Origin of the sequence: Streptococcus castoreus DSM 17536 (assembly GCF_000425025.1) — a bacterium.
Classification (GTDB): Bacteria; Bacillota; Bacilli; order Lactobacillales; family Streptococcaceae; genus Streptococcus; species Streptococcus castoreus.
Window position 1 is genome coordinate 26,889 of record NZ_AUKZ01000017.1, and the last position, 15,522, is coordinate 42,410.

Genomic DNA, 15,522 nt, shown 5'->3' on the forward strand with positions numbered 1-15,522 from the left:
CTAGCTTTTCTCAAGCAATTAAAAACCTCGCTTCCAAAGAAACGAGGTAACATCAAACCAAGAGAGAACCCTCTCTTTTTATCTTATGTGCCTTATTCGCCTCTCTGGACGCCATTTAAAGGTTTTATGTAATTTTAATTATTGTATCTTTTTTAACAAAAGAAGTCAACCACTTACCCCCCCTCCCAAAAAGATTTAATCAGTCGTTTGTCATTTCAGCCAAAATAGCTTTGGGACTTTGGTAATGTTTGATAAAGGCTTCCTCTTCCAAATTTACCTTTTTAATATGATCATAGAGCATTTCTGGCACAGGAAGCTCCTTGAGTGATAGGGCGCTAATTTTTAAAGATGAAAAAACATCGATCAAAACACCAAAGACACGAATGCGTTTATCTCCTATAATCGCCTGAAAAACTTCTTTTGATTGACAACGATTAATCAGACCATCAACACCTTTAATCCAATTATCAACGATGTCAAGCGTTTTATTCATCAACTTAAAAGCAGATTCTTCATACCAAAAAGTAGACTCAATTAAGCGCTGTTGTTTGTCTAAAGCATCAATAGCCGCAACAATGTCACCCAATTCTGCCTGAACCAAATGTGCAGGAAATTCTCCTCCAAGTATGGATGGGGTCCTTTCAACCAGCTTCAATTCATCTCGAAAAAGAGTCAAATAGTGAATACTGACCAATAATTTTTGGATTAAGATTTGATGACTACTTTGTTCAGTTACATCCACACGACCACCGCCCTTTGATTAGAAAAAACACAATTGTTAATACTATTAATATAACACAAGAAAAATAAAAGGGCAATGAAATTGCTGAAACGATGCCCCAAAACTTGCCCGTTTTTTTAAGGTTAAAGCCCAAACTATTTTTAAAAATAAGGGATCAAAATCAACCAGTTGATGAACGATTTACACTTGCTTCTTTAAATGTTTTAAGATAGACTGTAGCTATGAGAATCCAACAATTACATTACATTATCAAAATTGTTGAGTGTGGCTCTATGAGTGAAGCTGCCAAGCAATTATTTATTACGCAACCTAGTCTTTCAAATGCGGTTAAAGATTTGGAAACTGAGATGGGAATTACCATTTTTATCCGAAATCCCAAAGGCATTACCTTGACTAAGGATGGTGTAGAATTTCTCTCTTATGCGAGACAAATTATCGAACAAACCTCTCTTTTAGAAGACCGATACAAAAACAACAATACCAGCCGAGAATTATTCAGCGTCTCTTCCCAACATTATGCCTTTGTGGTAAATGCTTTTGTGTCACTCTTAAAGCGGACCGATATGACCCAGTACGAACTCTTTTTACGTGAAACAAGGACTTGGGAAATTATCGAAGATGTCAAAAACTTCCGCTCTGAAATTGGAGTGCTTTTTATTAATGACTATAACCGAGATGTATTAACAAAACTGTTTGAAGACAGCCACCTAACGGCATCAACCTTATTCAAGACCAATCCTCATATTTTTGTCAGCAAATCTAATCCTCTCGCCAGTAAAACGCTCTTAACTACGGAAGATTTGAAAGATTTTCCTTACCTTAGTTACGATCAAGGCATCCATAATTCCTTTTATTTTTCAGAAGAAATGATGGCGCAAATGCCTCACAATAAATCTATTGTTGTCAGTGACCGAGCAACCCTCTTTAATCTGATGATTGGGTTAGATGGCTACACCGTTGCTAGTGGTGTTTTAAACAGTAACCTAAATGGTGATCAGATTGTCGCTATCCCGCTTGACGTTCCTGATAAGATTGACATTGTTTTTATCAAACATGAAAAGGCTAACCTATCAAAAATGGGGGAACATTTTATCAAGTATCTCCTAGAAGAGGTTGCATTTGATAAGGACATTACCTAGGAACACTTTAAAAACACGCTAAAACTGCCATCACGGCATCCATTTTAGCATGTTTTTTTATTTTTAACCTAATTAAACGCGGCAATGGGCTATTCAATTCCTAATGCCATTTCAATGATAGCATTCATCTGATCAAACTAAACATACTAATATTAGTAGAGAGGAATTCTCCGATGGGAGAGAGTACTCACGACTTTTTCTTTGTGTTAAAGGAGAGGTGTCTTGTTAAGTCGTAGGTCCTTTAGGCGCTTGACGTCGTAAAATAAACTGGCAAGGCACCTATTTTAGGTAGAATTTTATCAAAGTATGTGGAACGCTTGACGTCGCGTATTGAAAATGAAATCACTAAAACATGAAATCATTCAAGACAAACCAGGTAATATCATGCGTGCAGTATTTGGGATTGATGTGAGTAAAGCAAGTTCAGAAGTAGCTATAGTAATCAATGGCGAGAAGGTTCATGGCTATACCATGTCTAATGACGCCATCGGTTTCAACCGTCTTCTGAGTGACTTGAACTCTGTCCAAACCCCTAAGATTGTCTTTGAGACAACAGGCGTCTATTCTTGCTTTCTCGAGAACAATGGCTGCGCTTATTCACGTCTTAATCCCTTAGAAGGAAGCAGCTAGATAGCTTCAACTAAGCCACATACGATTGCCTCTATACATCGTCTTCTAAAGAACTAATGTTTTAACATCTTTAGGTAACGAGGATAATACTAATAAATCCACCACACTTCTCGTCGTCACATTCCGAACTTGTTTTTTAGAAAGATAAGCATTGAACAGGTCATGATTGGCATTTCCCATCGCTTGAAAATTCCAAGTGTCATATTGATCATTCTTGGAATCAACAATATAGTCATTAAAATTAGGGATTTCTGCCTGTATTCACCTTAAAAAAAGACGATAAAGAATTAGCGATACTGATCTGACAAAATCAATAATTTCTCCATTTTTAACCTTAACTTCTAAATCTAAGATATAATTGGCAATGGTATTTCCCCTCAATCTGTCTATTTTCTAGTGTATGCTCAAAAAGGTAGGCCAGATTTAATTCACGCCGTTCCTTTAACATTTCCAATAAATAAAGAGCCTGTTTAGGAAAATCTGGTAACGTTCTTGCAATGTTAAAAGCGTGATTATAAGCATAGACATCCAAAAGGATGCCTATCGTATTTTTATCAGTCATTTGTAATTAAAGTTTCCAAGCCAACCATCATCATATCCGTAAAAGTTGTTTGACGTTCTGCAGCAGTTGTGTCCTCTGTGGGATCATTCAAATTATCAGAAATCGTCATGATTCCAAGTGCTTTAACACCATATTTCGCAGCTAAATAATAAAGAGCGGCAGCTTCCATTTCAATAGCTTTGACCCCCATTTTTCCAAGAGCCATATGACGTTCAGGCATATTAGAATAAAAGGTATCAGAAGAAAGCACGTTGCCAAGGTGAACTGTTATCCCCATCTCTTTAGCAATATGATAAGCTTTGTCAAGCAAGCCAAAATCAGCAATTTGGGGAAAATCAAACTCTGGGAAATCATTACGAATAATGTTTGAATTAGTTGCTGCTGCTTGTGCAAGCACCAATTCACGCACATGAACATCAGGATCAATAGCACCTGCCGTCCCTACACGAATTAATGTTTTAACCCCATAGTCAACAATCAATTCACGGGCATAAATCGAAATAGAAGGCATCCCCATTCCCGTCCCCATAACAGAAACACGGTGGCCTTTGTAAAATCCAGTATAGCCAAACATATTACGAACTTCATTAAAACAGACAGCATCTTCCAAAAAATTTTCCGCAATAAATTTAGCACGTAAAGGATCTCCCGGAAGGAGAATTTTATCCGCAATATCACCTTTGGCAGCAGAGATATGAATAGACATCAGTTACGATACAAAGAGCTGTAGCTTTAACAAACTCAGCTCCCTGTCCTTTCTTTTTTGTTTGGATAATCTTGGTGAATAAAGAAATCGAAATCTGTATTCTTTTCAGTTTACATCTTTAATCATGTGTCATTCTTAATCAGACCTCTTAAATTACAATTCAGAAAGAATAGCCTTGACAAGACCTTTGAAATCCTCTTTGATCTGTTGTGTCACTTCAACCACTTCTTCGTGGTTCAATTCTGATTGGAAACCAGCTGCAAAATTAGTAATGGCTGAAATCCCCAACACTTTAAGCCCTGAATGTGCTGCAACGATAACTTCTGGAACCGTTGACATCCCTACTGCATCTGCTCCCAATACCTTAAAAGCACGAATTTCTGCTGGTGTTTCATAAGTAGGACCAGTTAACCCCATATAAACACCATCTTCTAGCTTAATGCTCATTTTTTCAGCGACTTCGTGGGCTTTCTCACGGTAAGTTGCTGTATAGGCATCTGACATATCTGGGAAACGTGGACCAAAATCATCTAAGTTTTCTCCAATTAGTGGGTTATTTCCGGTCATATTAATATGGTCTGTGATAGCCATCAAAGTACCTGGACCGTAGCTAATCCCACCCGCTGCATTGGTTACAAGGACACCCTCACAACCAAGAGCTTTCATGACACGAACAGGGAATGTCACCACATCAAGTGAGTTTCCTTCATAAAAATGGAAGCGACCTTGCAAAGCGAGCACTTTACGACCTGCCAAATCACCATACACTAATTTCCCAGCATGACCAACCACTGTTGATTTGCCCCAGTTTGGAATATCAGCGTAGTCAATCACAATCGCATTGTCAACTTCTTCAGCCAATTCCCCTAGACCTGATCCAAGAATCAAGCCAAATTCTGGTGCAATCACACCTTTAGCTGCTAAAAAGTCTTTTGTTTCAATAATTTTCGTCATTAATGTCATAAATTTCTCCTTCTACAAAATGGGGGTAATAATCTCTCTATCCTTTTTCACAAAAGAGCTAGAAAAAGTAACTGGAAGAATCTCCAAAAATCTCTCAAAAAGCTGACAACGTTTCATTCCTTTGCTCGAAATAAGGACGATTGATTAGAGGATCAATCATTATAGCCTCTAGGCTTCTTCTGAAACTGATAATCAGCTAACCCATGCATGATGATCAACAGTTACTTTCAAAAACTCTCATACCGTCAATCTCATCCCTTGAAAAAGCTCAACTAGCTTTTAACAGATCGATGGTAGCTACAAGCCGTCGATAACTATTGGCTCAATTCCTACATGTCGAGTCATAATCCAAACATGGCGGGATATTTTCCGCAGTTAGGGCTTATGATAACTGATGATTTCTTCCACAACAAAGCAATGTCTTTCTTAAATTAAATGATTTAGGAACGATTTTCCGATCATAGCGGTACTAACACCAAAGTTCTCCGCAACAGTTGCTGAAATATCCGCAAAATGACCTTGTGGAATAACTCCTGTTCCTGTAAAGGATGCGGAATACGCTAATAATGGAATATATTCACGTGTATGGTCAGTACCTGCATATGTTGGATCATTACCATGATCAGCAGTAATAAGAAGTAAGTCATCTTCTTTCATATTAGCAATAATTTCAGGTAAACGCTTGTCAAACTCATGCAAACAATCGCGATAACCTTCTGGATCGCGGCGATGACCAAAATTAGCATCAAAATCAACTAAGTTCGTAAATGAAAATCCTTTTGTAAATTCAGGTAATTGAAGGGTCTTGATTAAGGTATCAACCCCATGACTATTTGACTTATTGTGTCCCATATCGTTGGTAATTCCGGAACCATTGAAAATGTCATTAATCTTACCAACAGCGTAAGTTGGTACACCAGCGTCAGCTAATTTATTCAAAACAGTGTCTTGGAAAGGAGAAACCGCATAGTCATGACGATTGGACGTACGAGTGAAATTTCCTACTTCCCCAACATAAGGACGTGCAATGATACGACCTAAAAGAGCAGGACGTTCAAGGGTGATGGAACGTGCGTATTCACAAATCTTATAAAGCTCCTCAACAGGAATAATGTCTTCGTGAGCTGCAATTTGAAGCACTGGGTCAGCTGATGTGTAAACAATCAATTCACCAGTTTCCATTTGTCGTGGACCAAAGTCATCAATGACCGCAGTTCCTGAATAAGGTTTATTAGCCTCACGAATAATCTTACGACCAGAAAACTCTTCAATTTTAGTAAGAATCTCTTCGGGGAAACCATTCCAAAAGGTATCAAATGGTTCTGTAATGTTCAAGCCCATGATTTCCCAGTGACCTGTCATGGTGTCTTTACCAAGAGATACTTCTTCCAATTTGGTGACATAACCAGTAGGAGTTTCTTCTACTGGAACTGTCTTTAGGGGAACTGGACGAGGGATATTTCCAAGACCAATTTTTGCCATATTAGGAACAGACAAACCTACCGTTTCTGAAATATGACCGAGTGTGTCAGAATCCGTATCAGCTACACCTGCATTAAAGAATTTGTCAGAATCCGGTGCTGCACCAATACCGACAGAGTCTAAAACAACTAAGTGAATACGATTAAATTTTGACATAAGTCTCCAATCTAAGGGAGGTTACGGTTAGCTCCCTAAAACCTATAAAATATTTTTAACACTGTTAAAGCTAGGACTAGACTGCTTTTGGGGCTTCTAAAACAGTAACCCCATCTTTGCTTGCTACAATTACTTTATCAACCATGCCATTAAAAAGACCGTGCTCAACAACACCAACGGTCTCATCCAACAAATGACCAAAAGCCACTGGATCCTCAATGCACCCCAAATCAAGGTCAATAATATAATTTTTCATGTCAGTCACAAGACGATCCTTACCTTTCATTCGGAAAGAAGGTTTGTAGCCAGCTTTTTCAAAGACACGGAACAATCTGTCAGCACCATACTGAACAACTTCGACAGGTAATTTAAAGGCACCCAAATGCTCTACCATTTTAGACGCATCAACAACCCAGATGTATTCTTTTGTCGGTGTTGCGACGATTTTTTCCATCAATAAGGCTGCTCCACCACCTTTGATACCATTAAAGTCTTTGTCAACTTCGTCGGCACCATCAACGGTGAGGTCAATGCTATCAATATCATCTACCGATTTCAAAGGAATACCTAGGTTTTCTGCCTGTTTGGTTGTCACACTCGAAGTCGTTACACCAACAATCTGTAATCCCTCTTCGTTAACACGACGGCCAATTTCTTCAACAAAATAGTAGGCTGTCGACCCCGTACCAAGTCCAACGGTCATGCCATCTGTCACATATTGCGCAGCTGTGACACCAGCAACTTTTTTTAGCGCTTCCATGATTCCTCCTTAATGTCATCATTGTGTCCTAGGATTTTATTATACCATGAAAGCGCCAACTTGTTAATGAAAATATCTGATTTTATTATCATTTCTGATGTATCCGTAGCGATTGGTTTGTTGTCTTACACCAAAGCAGTGTTGCTCTCAACTATCAATGAAAACCCAAAAAGACAGACCTTGCTTGATCTGTCTTTCTAAAACTGTATTTTGGTTTTATTTTTGAAAAAAGATTAGTATTCTCTATATTTAGCAGATAGAGTAAGTAGCCCCGCACTAGTCATCACTGCAACCGCTGCCGCTGTGAAGAATGGGTTAGTGGTTTCGCCAGTAGCTGGCAAGTGTTTTACTGATGTAGAGTTAACAACTGGTTTAGCCAGTTTTTGTTCCTGATGTGGGGTTTGAACCTGTGAAGTGCCAGCCCCTTTTTGGCTTTCAGAAGGGGTCACCTGTGGGGTTGGTTTTACTTCTGGAGTTTGAGGTTGACTTGGAACTTCAGGTTTTTTTGGTTGTTCTTCTGGTTGGCTTGGAACCTCAGGAGTCTTTGGTTGTTCTTCTGGTTGGCTTGGAACCTCAGGTTTCTTTGGTTGTTCTTCTGGTTGATTTGGAACCTCAGGTTTTTGAGGAACTTCTGGCACAGCTGGAGCACCAGTATCGCCCTTGTCGCCTTTTTCACCCTTAGATCCTTGCTCCCCTTGATCTCCTTTTGGTCCTTGAGGTCCCATTGGTCCAGTTTCTCCTTGGATTCCTTGGTCGCCTTTATCGCCTTTTGGTCCGACTTCTCCAGGATCTCCTTTAGGACCTACTGGTCCTGTTGCCCCGGTATCTCCTTTGTCACCTTTCGGACCTTGTTCCCCGCGCTCACCTTGGGCACCGTCTTTGCCGTCTTTACCATCTAGTCCATCTCGACCAGCTGCTCCGGCGTCTCCTTTATCTCCTTTTTCGCCTTTAGCACCATCTTTGCCAGCTTGACCAGTATCACCTTTAGGTCCTTGCTCTCCTTGAGGTCCCATTGGACCAGTTTCTCCTTGGATTCCTTGGTCACCTTTATCGCCTTTTGGTCCGACTTCTCCAGGATCTCCTTTGTCACCTTTTAGACCTTGTTCACCGCGTTCGCCTTTCTCTCCTTTCTCACCTTTTAGACCTTGTTCACCGCGCTCACCTTGGGCACCATCTTTTCCGTCTTGTCCAGCTGGACCAGCTTCCCCTCTTTCACCACGATCTCCCTTGGCACCAGGCTGCCCTGCTGGTCCCTGTGGTCCGGTTTCTCCTTTAGCACCAGTTTCGCCTTTTGGTCCTCGCTCTCCACGTGGACCGGTGTCACCTTTCGGACCTTGTTTACCAGGAACTCCTGGTCTTTTCTCTAACTCCTTTAATGCCTCATGAACAGTCATACCAACAGTACCATAGGCAGTAAATAGTTTATTTAAGTATTTTTCTAATTCCTCTAAATACTTCTTGATACTACCTGTGGTCCAATCATTTCCTAAAGCACCACCTGTTCGACCTGATTGTAACATCTTCGCCACTTGTGGCATCCCAGTTCCCTCAGAAATAGCCTTCTGTATAGCTCCATCAACCCTACCAACAACTTCAGAACTACTTGCCTGCACGGTTGTCCCCACAGCCATTAACAAAACGGCAGCTGAGGTTAAGCCGTAACGGCAGGCTAATTTGTTAATATGTCTTTTTTTCAAAACAATCTCTCCTTTAATTCACTTTAATCAAAAATTACTCACATTTAACCGCAAGTAATCTCTAATAATTTTTACTAAATAATTATATAAAATAAATAAGCGGCACAAAATAGAAGAATCCTTTTTTTCGGGGGGGGGGGGGTAAAAATGTGTTTTGAAAAACGGTCTATTTCAGTAAAACCACATTCATTTGATAATCCATCCCATTGCCTAAGCGTAATTCAAGAACACGAGGAAAAGATATATAAGATCTCGTTTTTTACTGTAATCTGCTAATACTAGTATCTGCGTTTGATTCCGATTAAACGGTACTGTAGTAATACCTTGCTTTATGGCATGACTTGTTTTAAAATAGAGGACATGAGTATAACTAAAGAATTTGATACCATTGCGGCTATTTCAACACCCCTTGGTGAGGGGGCTATTGGCATTGTTCGCCTATCAGGAACTGATGCCCTCGCTATCGCTAAATCGGTTTTTAAAGGCAAGGATTTAAATCACGTGGCTTCACACACCATTAATTACGGGCATATCATTGATCCCAAAACAGGTGATATTATTGATGAGGTCATGGTTTCCGTTATGTTAGCCCCTAAAACCTTTACCCGTGAAGATGTGATTGAGGTAAATACCCACGGTGGTGTTGCGGTTACTAATGAAATTTTACAACTACTGATTCGTCAAGGAGCACGAATGGCTGAGCCGGGTGAATTCACGAAACGAGCCTTCTTAAATGGTCGTGTAGACTTGACACAAGCCGAGGCTGTCATGGATATTATTCGCGCCAAAACCGATAAAGCGATGACTATTGCTGTAAAGCAACTAGATGGTTCACTATCTCAACTCATCAATCATACCCGCCAAGAAATCTTAAACACCTTGGCGCAGGTTGAGGTCAATATTGACTATCCTGAATACGATGATGTCGAAGAAATGACAACTGCCCTACTACGTGAGAAAACCCAAGAATTTCAAAGTCTGCTGGAAAATCTCCTACGAACAGCAAAACGAGGGAAAATTTTACGTGAAGGTTTATCAACTGCTATTATTGGACGCCCAAATGTTGGAAAATCCAGTCTTCTCAACAATTTGTTACGTGAAGAAAAAGCGATTGTTACTAATATTGCTGGAACAACTCGTGATGTCATTGAAGAATATGTCAATATTAACGGTGTCCCGCTCAAATTAATTGATACTGCTGGAATTAGAGAAACCAATGATTTGGTAGAACAAATCGGTGTCGAACGGTCGAAAAAAGCCTTACAAGAAGCTGATCTTGTCTTACTTGTTCTCAATGCTTCTGAACAATTAACTGATCAAGATAGGGCTTTGTTGGCTCTCAGCCAAGACAGCAATCGCATTATTCTGCTAAACAAAACTGACTTAGAGCAGGTCATTTCATTAGAAGAACTGCCAGAAGAGGCTATTCCTATCTCTGTTTTAACCAACCACAATATTGAACAAATTGAACACCGTATCCATCAACTCTTCTTTGACAATGCTGGATTAGTCGAGCAAGATGCAACCTATTTATCAAATGCTCGCCATATTTCTCTCATTGAAAAAGCTATCCAAAGTCTAGAAGCTGTTAATGAAGGTTTGGTTCTTGGCATGCCAGTTGATTTATTACAAATCGATTTAACAAAAACATGGGAAATTTTGGGAGAAATCACAGGTGATGCTGCTCCAGATGAGCTCATTACCCAATTATTTAGCCAATTTTGTCTTGGAAAATAAAATTGCTTCCCTCTCCCTCAAAATAAGTCAAACAAATTAGATTGAAGGAAATCTCACCTTGAGTTAATTTCTTCAATCTTTTTTCTATCCACAGGATAAGTGAAAACTCCTAGAAATGTTGATATGGCAACACTTCTAGGAGTTAGTATCGTTTTTTGTTTTCTCATAAAATGGACTTGTTTATAAATATTATGGACATTCTAAGAAACTCAGAGAAGTTTCTTTTTGGGCTATTTAATCAATTCATAAATAGCTTCAGCGTAAATAGCCGCCGAGCGATAAATATTTTCTAATGGCATGTATTCATTGGCTTGGTGCATGGTATTTTCATCACCTGGGAACATGGCACCAAAGGCGACACCACGATCAAGCAAGCGTCCAAAAGTGCCCCCACCAATAACTTGTTCATAACCTTTGAGTCCTGTTTGTTTTTCATAAACCGCAAGTAAAGTTGACACAAGCTCATCCTCCATTGGCACATAGTGAGGAATATGCTCATGCTCAGAAAGAGTCACTTTTGTTAAACCAGGAAGTTTCTCAAGACCGGCTTTAAGGGTAGCGGCATCAGTTCCTTTTGGATAGCGGAAATTTAAGGCAATGGTATTATCTTCTGAGCGGTTATCAAATTTAAAAACACCAGCATTCATGCTCAAGGTACCCATACGATCATCAGCATAAGCAAGACCAAGTTTTTCAGCTGCAAAATCCTCATGAAGTACGTCACCTGCTACATGTAAATAATCTCTAGCAGCCCCTTCAAAAGTAAACTGAGTCAAGAATTTAGCCAGGAGTGTCGCTCCATTAATTCCCGCTTCTGGAGTTGACCCGTGAGCAGACTTACCAATAATTGTCACTTCAAACTGACCATCAGATTCTATAACAGAACCTGCAACACCATGCTCAGATAAAAATTGTTCTAAAGCTGCTTCAAGAATATCGAGGGCATGCGGTGCTGTAATCAGCGCAGTTGCTGACTCAGGAACCATATTTTCACGCAGACCACCTTCAAAGCGGTGCAAGACAAAAGCACCCGTATTGGCACCGGCAAAATGAAGGTATTCGGTGATATTGCCTTTTTCACCATTAATAATCGGAAACTCTGCATCTGGTGAGAAACCAAAGTCAGGATCTTTCAAGCCATTATGGGCAAAATAATAATCCATATCACCCCAACCGGACTCTTCGTCTGTACCAACAATGAAGCGTACTCTTTTAGAGACAGGAAGCCCTAATTCTTTAATAATCTTAAGAGCATAGTAACAAGCCATTGTAGGTCCTTTATCATCAGAAGAGCCTCGTGCGTAAATCCGGTCGCCTTTAATCACTGGCTCATAAGGATCCGTATCCCAACCACTGCCGGCCGGCACCACATCAAGATGAGCAAAAATGCCTAAAACTTCATCTCCTTGACCAAATTCAAAGTCACCAACATAATTATCAATATTGCGAGTTTGATAACCGTCACGTTCCGCCATTGCCAAGAAATGCTCTAAGGCCTTAACTGGACCAGGACCAAAGGGATGCTTTTCATCAGAAAGGCTGTCATCACGTTCAGAACGAATGCGTAATAAATCAATCAAGTCCGCTAACATGGCTTCTTTGCGTTTATCAACTTCTGCTTTAAAATTAATTGTTGTCATCATATTCTCCTTTACAATTTAGCTTTTATCCTATCACCTATAACGATTAAAAGTTATGACTGACCAAACAGGAATGCATCTTTACCGTCTTTCAATGACTTCATCCACTGGTAAACGATAGCTAGGGTCTGGTTTGTCATCACTATAGCCTACTGTAATCAATAATTCTGGACGAAAGCGCGGATCAATATTTAAAATAGCATTGGTTGCTGATTTGTCAAAGCCAAGAATTATATTTGATGCAATCTTCTGGTCAGTCAAAGCAAGCACTAAATTCATCGCAACAATACCAGCATTAATCGCCAAATACTCACCCGTCTGTACATCATTAAAAGAGGCAAAACGTGGTGGTAGAGTCTCCATATAGTAACCAATTAAATCATCTGGCAATGATTTAACACCGATCCGAGCAATTTTACGCGAGCGTAAAGCCAAATCAGTATCAGAAAAAAGTGCGACAACGTACTGTGCTTGCTCTACCTGACGTTTATTGGCTAATGGTAAATCCTTGGCAAGTTCCGCTTTTTTGTCCTGAACAACAACAAATTTCCATGGTTGAATATTATTAGCACTTGGAGCTAGGGTCGCAATCTCAATAGCTGTTCGTAAATCCTCGTAGTCAACAGGCTTATCATTAAAGGTTTTAATGGCATGTCGTTTTTTGTTCAATTCTAGAAATTTCATCTAAAAAACATCCTATCTAATTCTGATTTTTGATACCTTTTCATTTTACCATAAAAAGAAGTTATGACCTCTTAAAAATGACAATTTTCAAACGACTGTCTTATTTAATCGCTCGCCATATATTGCTTGATGGCTTCTGCAACTGTTTTAGGAATACCAAGTTCTTGAATCTCTTCACGACTGGCTGTCGTAATAGCTGTGATGGTTTTAAAGTGTTTGAGAAGAATTTGCTTACGCTTTGGTCCAAGTCCTGGAATATGATCCAGCTTCGAAGAGAATGAATTCTTGCTGCGTAGTTGCCTGTGAAAAGTTATTGCAAAACGGTGAACCTCATCTTGAATGCGTTGCAATAAGAAAAATTCTTCTGAATGACGCTGCAAAGCCACCACTTCAAGAGGATTTCCAAAAAGCAATTCGTGGGTTTGGTGCTTGTCGTTTTTCCGAAGCCCGGCAATCGGAATTCTAAGCCCGAGTTGGTTTTCAATCACATCTCGTGCCACATTGACTTGCCCTTGCCCCCCATCAATGATAATTAAATCTGGTTCCTGTAGCCCCTCATTTTTCACACGACTATACCTGCGGTAGATCACTTCACGCATACTAGCATAATCATCAGGTCCTACAACTGTTTTGATTTTAAATTTACGATAATCTTTTTTGCTTGGTTTGCCATTAACAAAAACAATCATGGCTGCAACTGGGTTGGTTCCTTGGATATTAGAATTGTCAAAAGCCTCAATCCGTACAGGTTTAGAAATTCCGAGCAAATGGCCTAGATTGTCAACTGCTCCACTGGTTTTTTTGACATCTTTTTCTAAAAGATCAAATTTCTGTTGGAGACTGACGCGTGCATTCTTGGTTGCGAGCGCCACCAATTGTTTTTTCTCACCTCGTTGTGGTTTGATAATCTTTGTTGGTACAATAGCAGCAACTAGTTGATCGTCAATAGCTGTTGGAATAAAAACTTCTTTGGGAATAAAATGATGCTTATCACGGTAGAATTGTCCCATATAGGTTAAAAAATCTTCTTCCGCATCGTTATAGTAAGGAAACATATTGACATCCCGCTGGATCAATTTCCCTTGACGAACAAAGAAAACCTGGACACACATCCAGCCCTTATCAACAAAATAGCCAAAAATATCACGGTCTTGCAAATCCTTGCTCATCACCCGTTGTTTAGTTCGCATAGTCGCAATTCCAGAGATCAAATCACGGTATTCTGCTGCTTGCTCAAATGCCATTTTTTCAGAGGCTACTAGCATTTTACAGCGCAAGCTCTCAATAATTTTGTCGTCTTTGCCATTTAAAAACTGTTTGACGTCTTCAACCAAACCATCCCAGTAAGCTCTATCTGTGTGGCAAATCGTATGGGCATGACATTGACCTAAATGGTAATAAAAACATACTTTATTGACTGGGTTTTTACATTTCTTAAAGGGAAAAATCCTATCAAGTAATTTTTTAACCTCATTGGCGGCATAGGAATCCGGATAAGGACCAAAATATAAACCGTCATTTTTCTTAATTTGTCTCGTAATGAGCAAGCGAGGATAGAGGTCATTAGTGATTTTGATAAAAGGGTAAGATTTGTCATCTTTTAATTTAATATTGTACTTGGGCATGTTCTCTTGAATCAAATTGATTTCTAACAGAAGTGCCTCGATATTTGATTCCGTGACAATAACTTCAAAATCTGCAATTTCAGACACCAATAATTCTGTTTTGGTATCATGACTTCCCCGAAAATAAGAACGGACACGATTCCTTAAATTCTTCGCCTTACCAACATAAATAATGCTTCCATTTTTATTTTTATGCAAATAGCAACCGGGACTATTAGGCAAAAGCTCTAGTTTATGTTTAATCAGTTCATTCATGTCCTTATTTTATCAAATTTTCATCGATTTGACCCTCAAAAAGAAATCACTAATTTCTCCTTTTTTATAATCTCTAGACACATGAGACCTAGCGATAAAGTAAATTTCTATGGACACCACCGATTGTCTCTTATCTGCCATTTAAGAACATTGGACCAGTATCAATACTATGATCTTATGCAATCTCTTAGATACATCAATACTATTGCTTTCCTGCTATTGTCATGATAAGTTAAGTAAGACTATTAGTAACAAAAAATCCCATCACAAAAAGCGATGAGATCTTTTTTAAGATTTCTCTGTTAAGGTGTTGTTATTGATTTTAGTCATTATAAAAAATAGGAGACAAATTCCAATAGAATTTGTCTCACAGCCTTGTAATCAAGAAAATAACTTGATTACATTACTCTAATAAATACTATAATACTATTTAAAATTATATGGAGAGAGATTTTAAATACCTTATTAGAGTAATTACACCAGTAGTACTGGAGAAAAGTTTAATGACATTTTAGGTCAAATGATTAATCTTCCTTTTTCTTGCCAGTACTTAATAAACCTATTGAAGCAATAATCGCTAAAGCGGCAACATTAAAGAATTGGCTTCCATTATCACCAGTAGCAGGCAATTTTTTAGCCTCACTAATCGCAGTTTTTCCAGTATTTGACAGCATAGGTGTCACTTTTGGATCGTTCTTATCCGCATCTGTACGTGGATCTACAACCTTAACCGTCACATCAACC

General features: G+C 39.2%; 13 protein-coding genes and 2 pseudogenes. 4 read left to right on the plus strand and 11 right to left on the minus strand.

Features of this window, described 5'->3' with window-relative positions; all coding sequences use genetic code 11:
* Positions 1-199: 199 nt before the first annotated feature.
* Positions 200-742: a hypothetical protein gene (locus tag H346_RS0105790; protein ID WP_027970258.1), complete on the minus strand. Its 543-nt coding sequence runs from the start codon at positions 740-742 to the stop codon at positions 200-202.
* Between the two features lie 221 nt (positions 743-963).
* On the opposite strand from H346_RS0105790, the gene H346_RS0105795 reads away from it, so the two are divergent.
* Positions 964-1,881, plus strand: coding sequence for a LysR family transcriptional regulator (locus H346_RS0105795; protein ID WP_027970259.1), 918 nt, complete (start codon positions 964-966; stop codon positions 1,879-1,881).
* A 384-nt stretch (positions 1,882-2,265) separates the two neighbouring features.
* Positions 2,266-2,499: pseudogene (locus H346_RS0105800) on the plus strand (IS110 family transposase); the annotation flags it as partial.
* A gap of 63 nt (positions 2,500-2,562) precedes the next feature.
* On the opposite strand, the pseudogene H346_RS10260 reads toward H346_RS0105800, so the two are convergent.
* From H346_RS10260 to rpiA, 5 genes and pseudogenes are all read right to left on the minus strand, one after another.
* Positions 2,563-3,073: pseudogene (locus tag H346_RS10260) on the minus strand (LytR family transcriptional regulator); the annotation flags it as partial.
* Positions 3,066-3,779: a purine-nucleoside phosphorylase gene (deoD, locus tag H346_RS0105810; RefSeq protein ID WP_027970262.1), complete on the minus strand. Its 714-nt coding sequence runs from the start codon at positions 3,777-3,779 to the stop codon at positions 3,066-3,068. The gene deoD and the pseudogene H346_RS10260, both read right to left, overlap by 8 nt.
* Positions 3,780-3,932: 153 nt before the next feature.
* Positions 3,933-4,742 carry a purine-nucleoside phosphorylase gene (locus H346_RS0105815; protein WP_027970263.1) on the minus strand — a complete coding sequence of 270 codons (810 nt, stop codon included), beginning with the start codon at positions 4,740-4,742 and terminating at the stop codon, positions 3,933-3,935.
* A gap of 426 nt (positions 4,743-5,168) precedes the next feature.
* Complete coding sequence (locus tag H346_RS0105820) at positions 5,169-6,380, minus strand: phosphopentomutase (protein WP_027970264.1); 1,212 nt, start codon at positions 6,378-6,380, stop codon at positions 5,169-5,171.
* Positions 6,381-6,456: 76 nt separating this feature from the next.
* A complete protein-coding gene (gene rpiA, locus H346_RS0105825; RefSeq protein ID WP_027970265.1) occupies positions 6,457-7,140 on the minus strand; it encodes a ribose-5-phosphate isomerase RpiA in 684 nt (227 codons plus the stop codon).
* Between the two features lie 66 nt (positions 7,141-7,206).
* Between rpiA and H346_RS10945 the strand changes: the two genes are divergently transcribed.
* The gene (locus tag H346_RS10945; RefSeq protein WP_279614480.1) at positions 7,207-7,341 is read left to right on the plus strand and encodes a hypothetical protein; all 135 of its coding nucleotides are present in this window, start codon (positions 7,207-7,209) and stop codon (positions 7,339-7,341) included.
* Between the two features lie 32 nt (positions 7,342-7,373).
* On the opposite strand, the gene H346_RS10950 is transcribed toward H346_RS10945, so the two are convergent.
* Positions 7,374-8,837 carry an LPXTG cell wall anchor domain-containing protein gene (locus H346_RS10950; protein WP_051188361.1) on the minus strand — a complete coding sequence of 488 codons (1,464 nt, stop codon included), beginning with the start codon at positions 8,835-8,837 and terminating at the stop codon, positions 7,374-7,376.
* A gap of 360 nt (positions 8,838-9,197) precedes the next feature.
* On the opposite strand from H346_RS10950, the gene mnmE reads away from it, so the two are divergent.
* Positions 9,198-10,574 carry a tRNA uridine-5-carboxymethylaminomethyl(34) synthesis GTPase MnmE gene (gene mnmE, locus H346_RS0105835; RefSeq protein ID WP_027970266.1) on the plus strand — a complete coding sequence of 459 codons (1,377 nt, stop codon included), beginning with the start codon at positions 9,198-9,200 and terminating at the stop codon, positions 10,572-10,574.
* Between the two features lie 230 nt (positions 10,575-10,804).
* Here the strand turns inward: mnmE and pepV are convergent, their stop codons facing one another.
* The 4 genes from pepV to H346_RS0105855 all read right to left on the minus strand — a co-directional run.
* Positions 10,805-12,214: a dipeptidase PepV gene (gene pepV, locus H346_RS0105840; protein ID WP_027970267.1), complete on the minus strand. Its 1,410-nt coding sequence runs from the start codon at positions 12,212-12,214 to the stop codon at positions 10,805-10,807.
* Positions 12,215-12,295: 81 nt separating this feature from the next.
* Entirely contained in the window at positions 12,296-12,898 is a 603-nt protein-coding gene (locus H346_RS0105845) for a nitroreductase family protein (protein ID WP_027970268.1), read from the minus strand.
* Between the two features lie 104 nt (positions 12,899-13,002).
* Positions 13,003-14,778 (minus strand): excinuclease ABC subunit UvrC, encoded by a 1,776-nt coding sequence (gene uvrC, locus H346_RS0105850; protein WP_027970269.1) that lies wholly within the window; start codon positions 14,776-14,778, stop codon positions 13,003-13,005.
* A gap of 524 nt (positions 14,779-15,302) precedes the next feature.
* Positions 15,303-15,522, minus strand: a 220-nt coding sequence (locus tag H346_RS0105855) for an LPXTG cell wall anchor domain-containing protein (RefSeq protein ID WP_027970270.1), incomplete at its 5' end; no start/stop codon positions are given.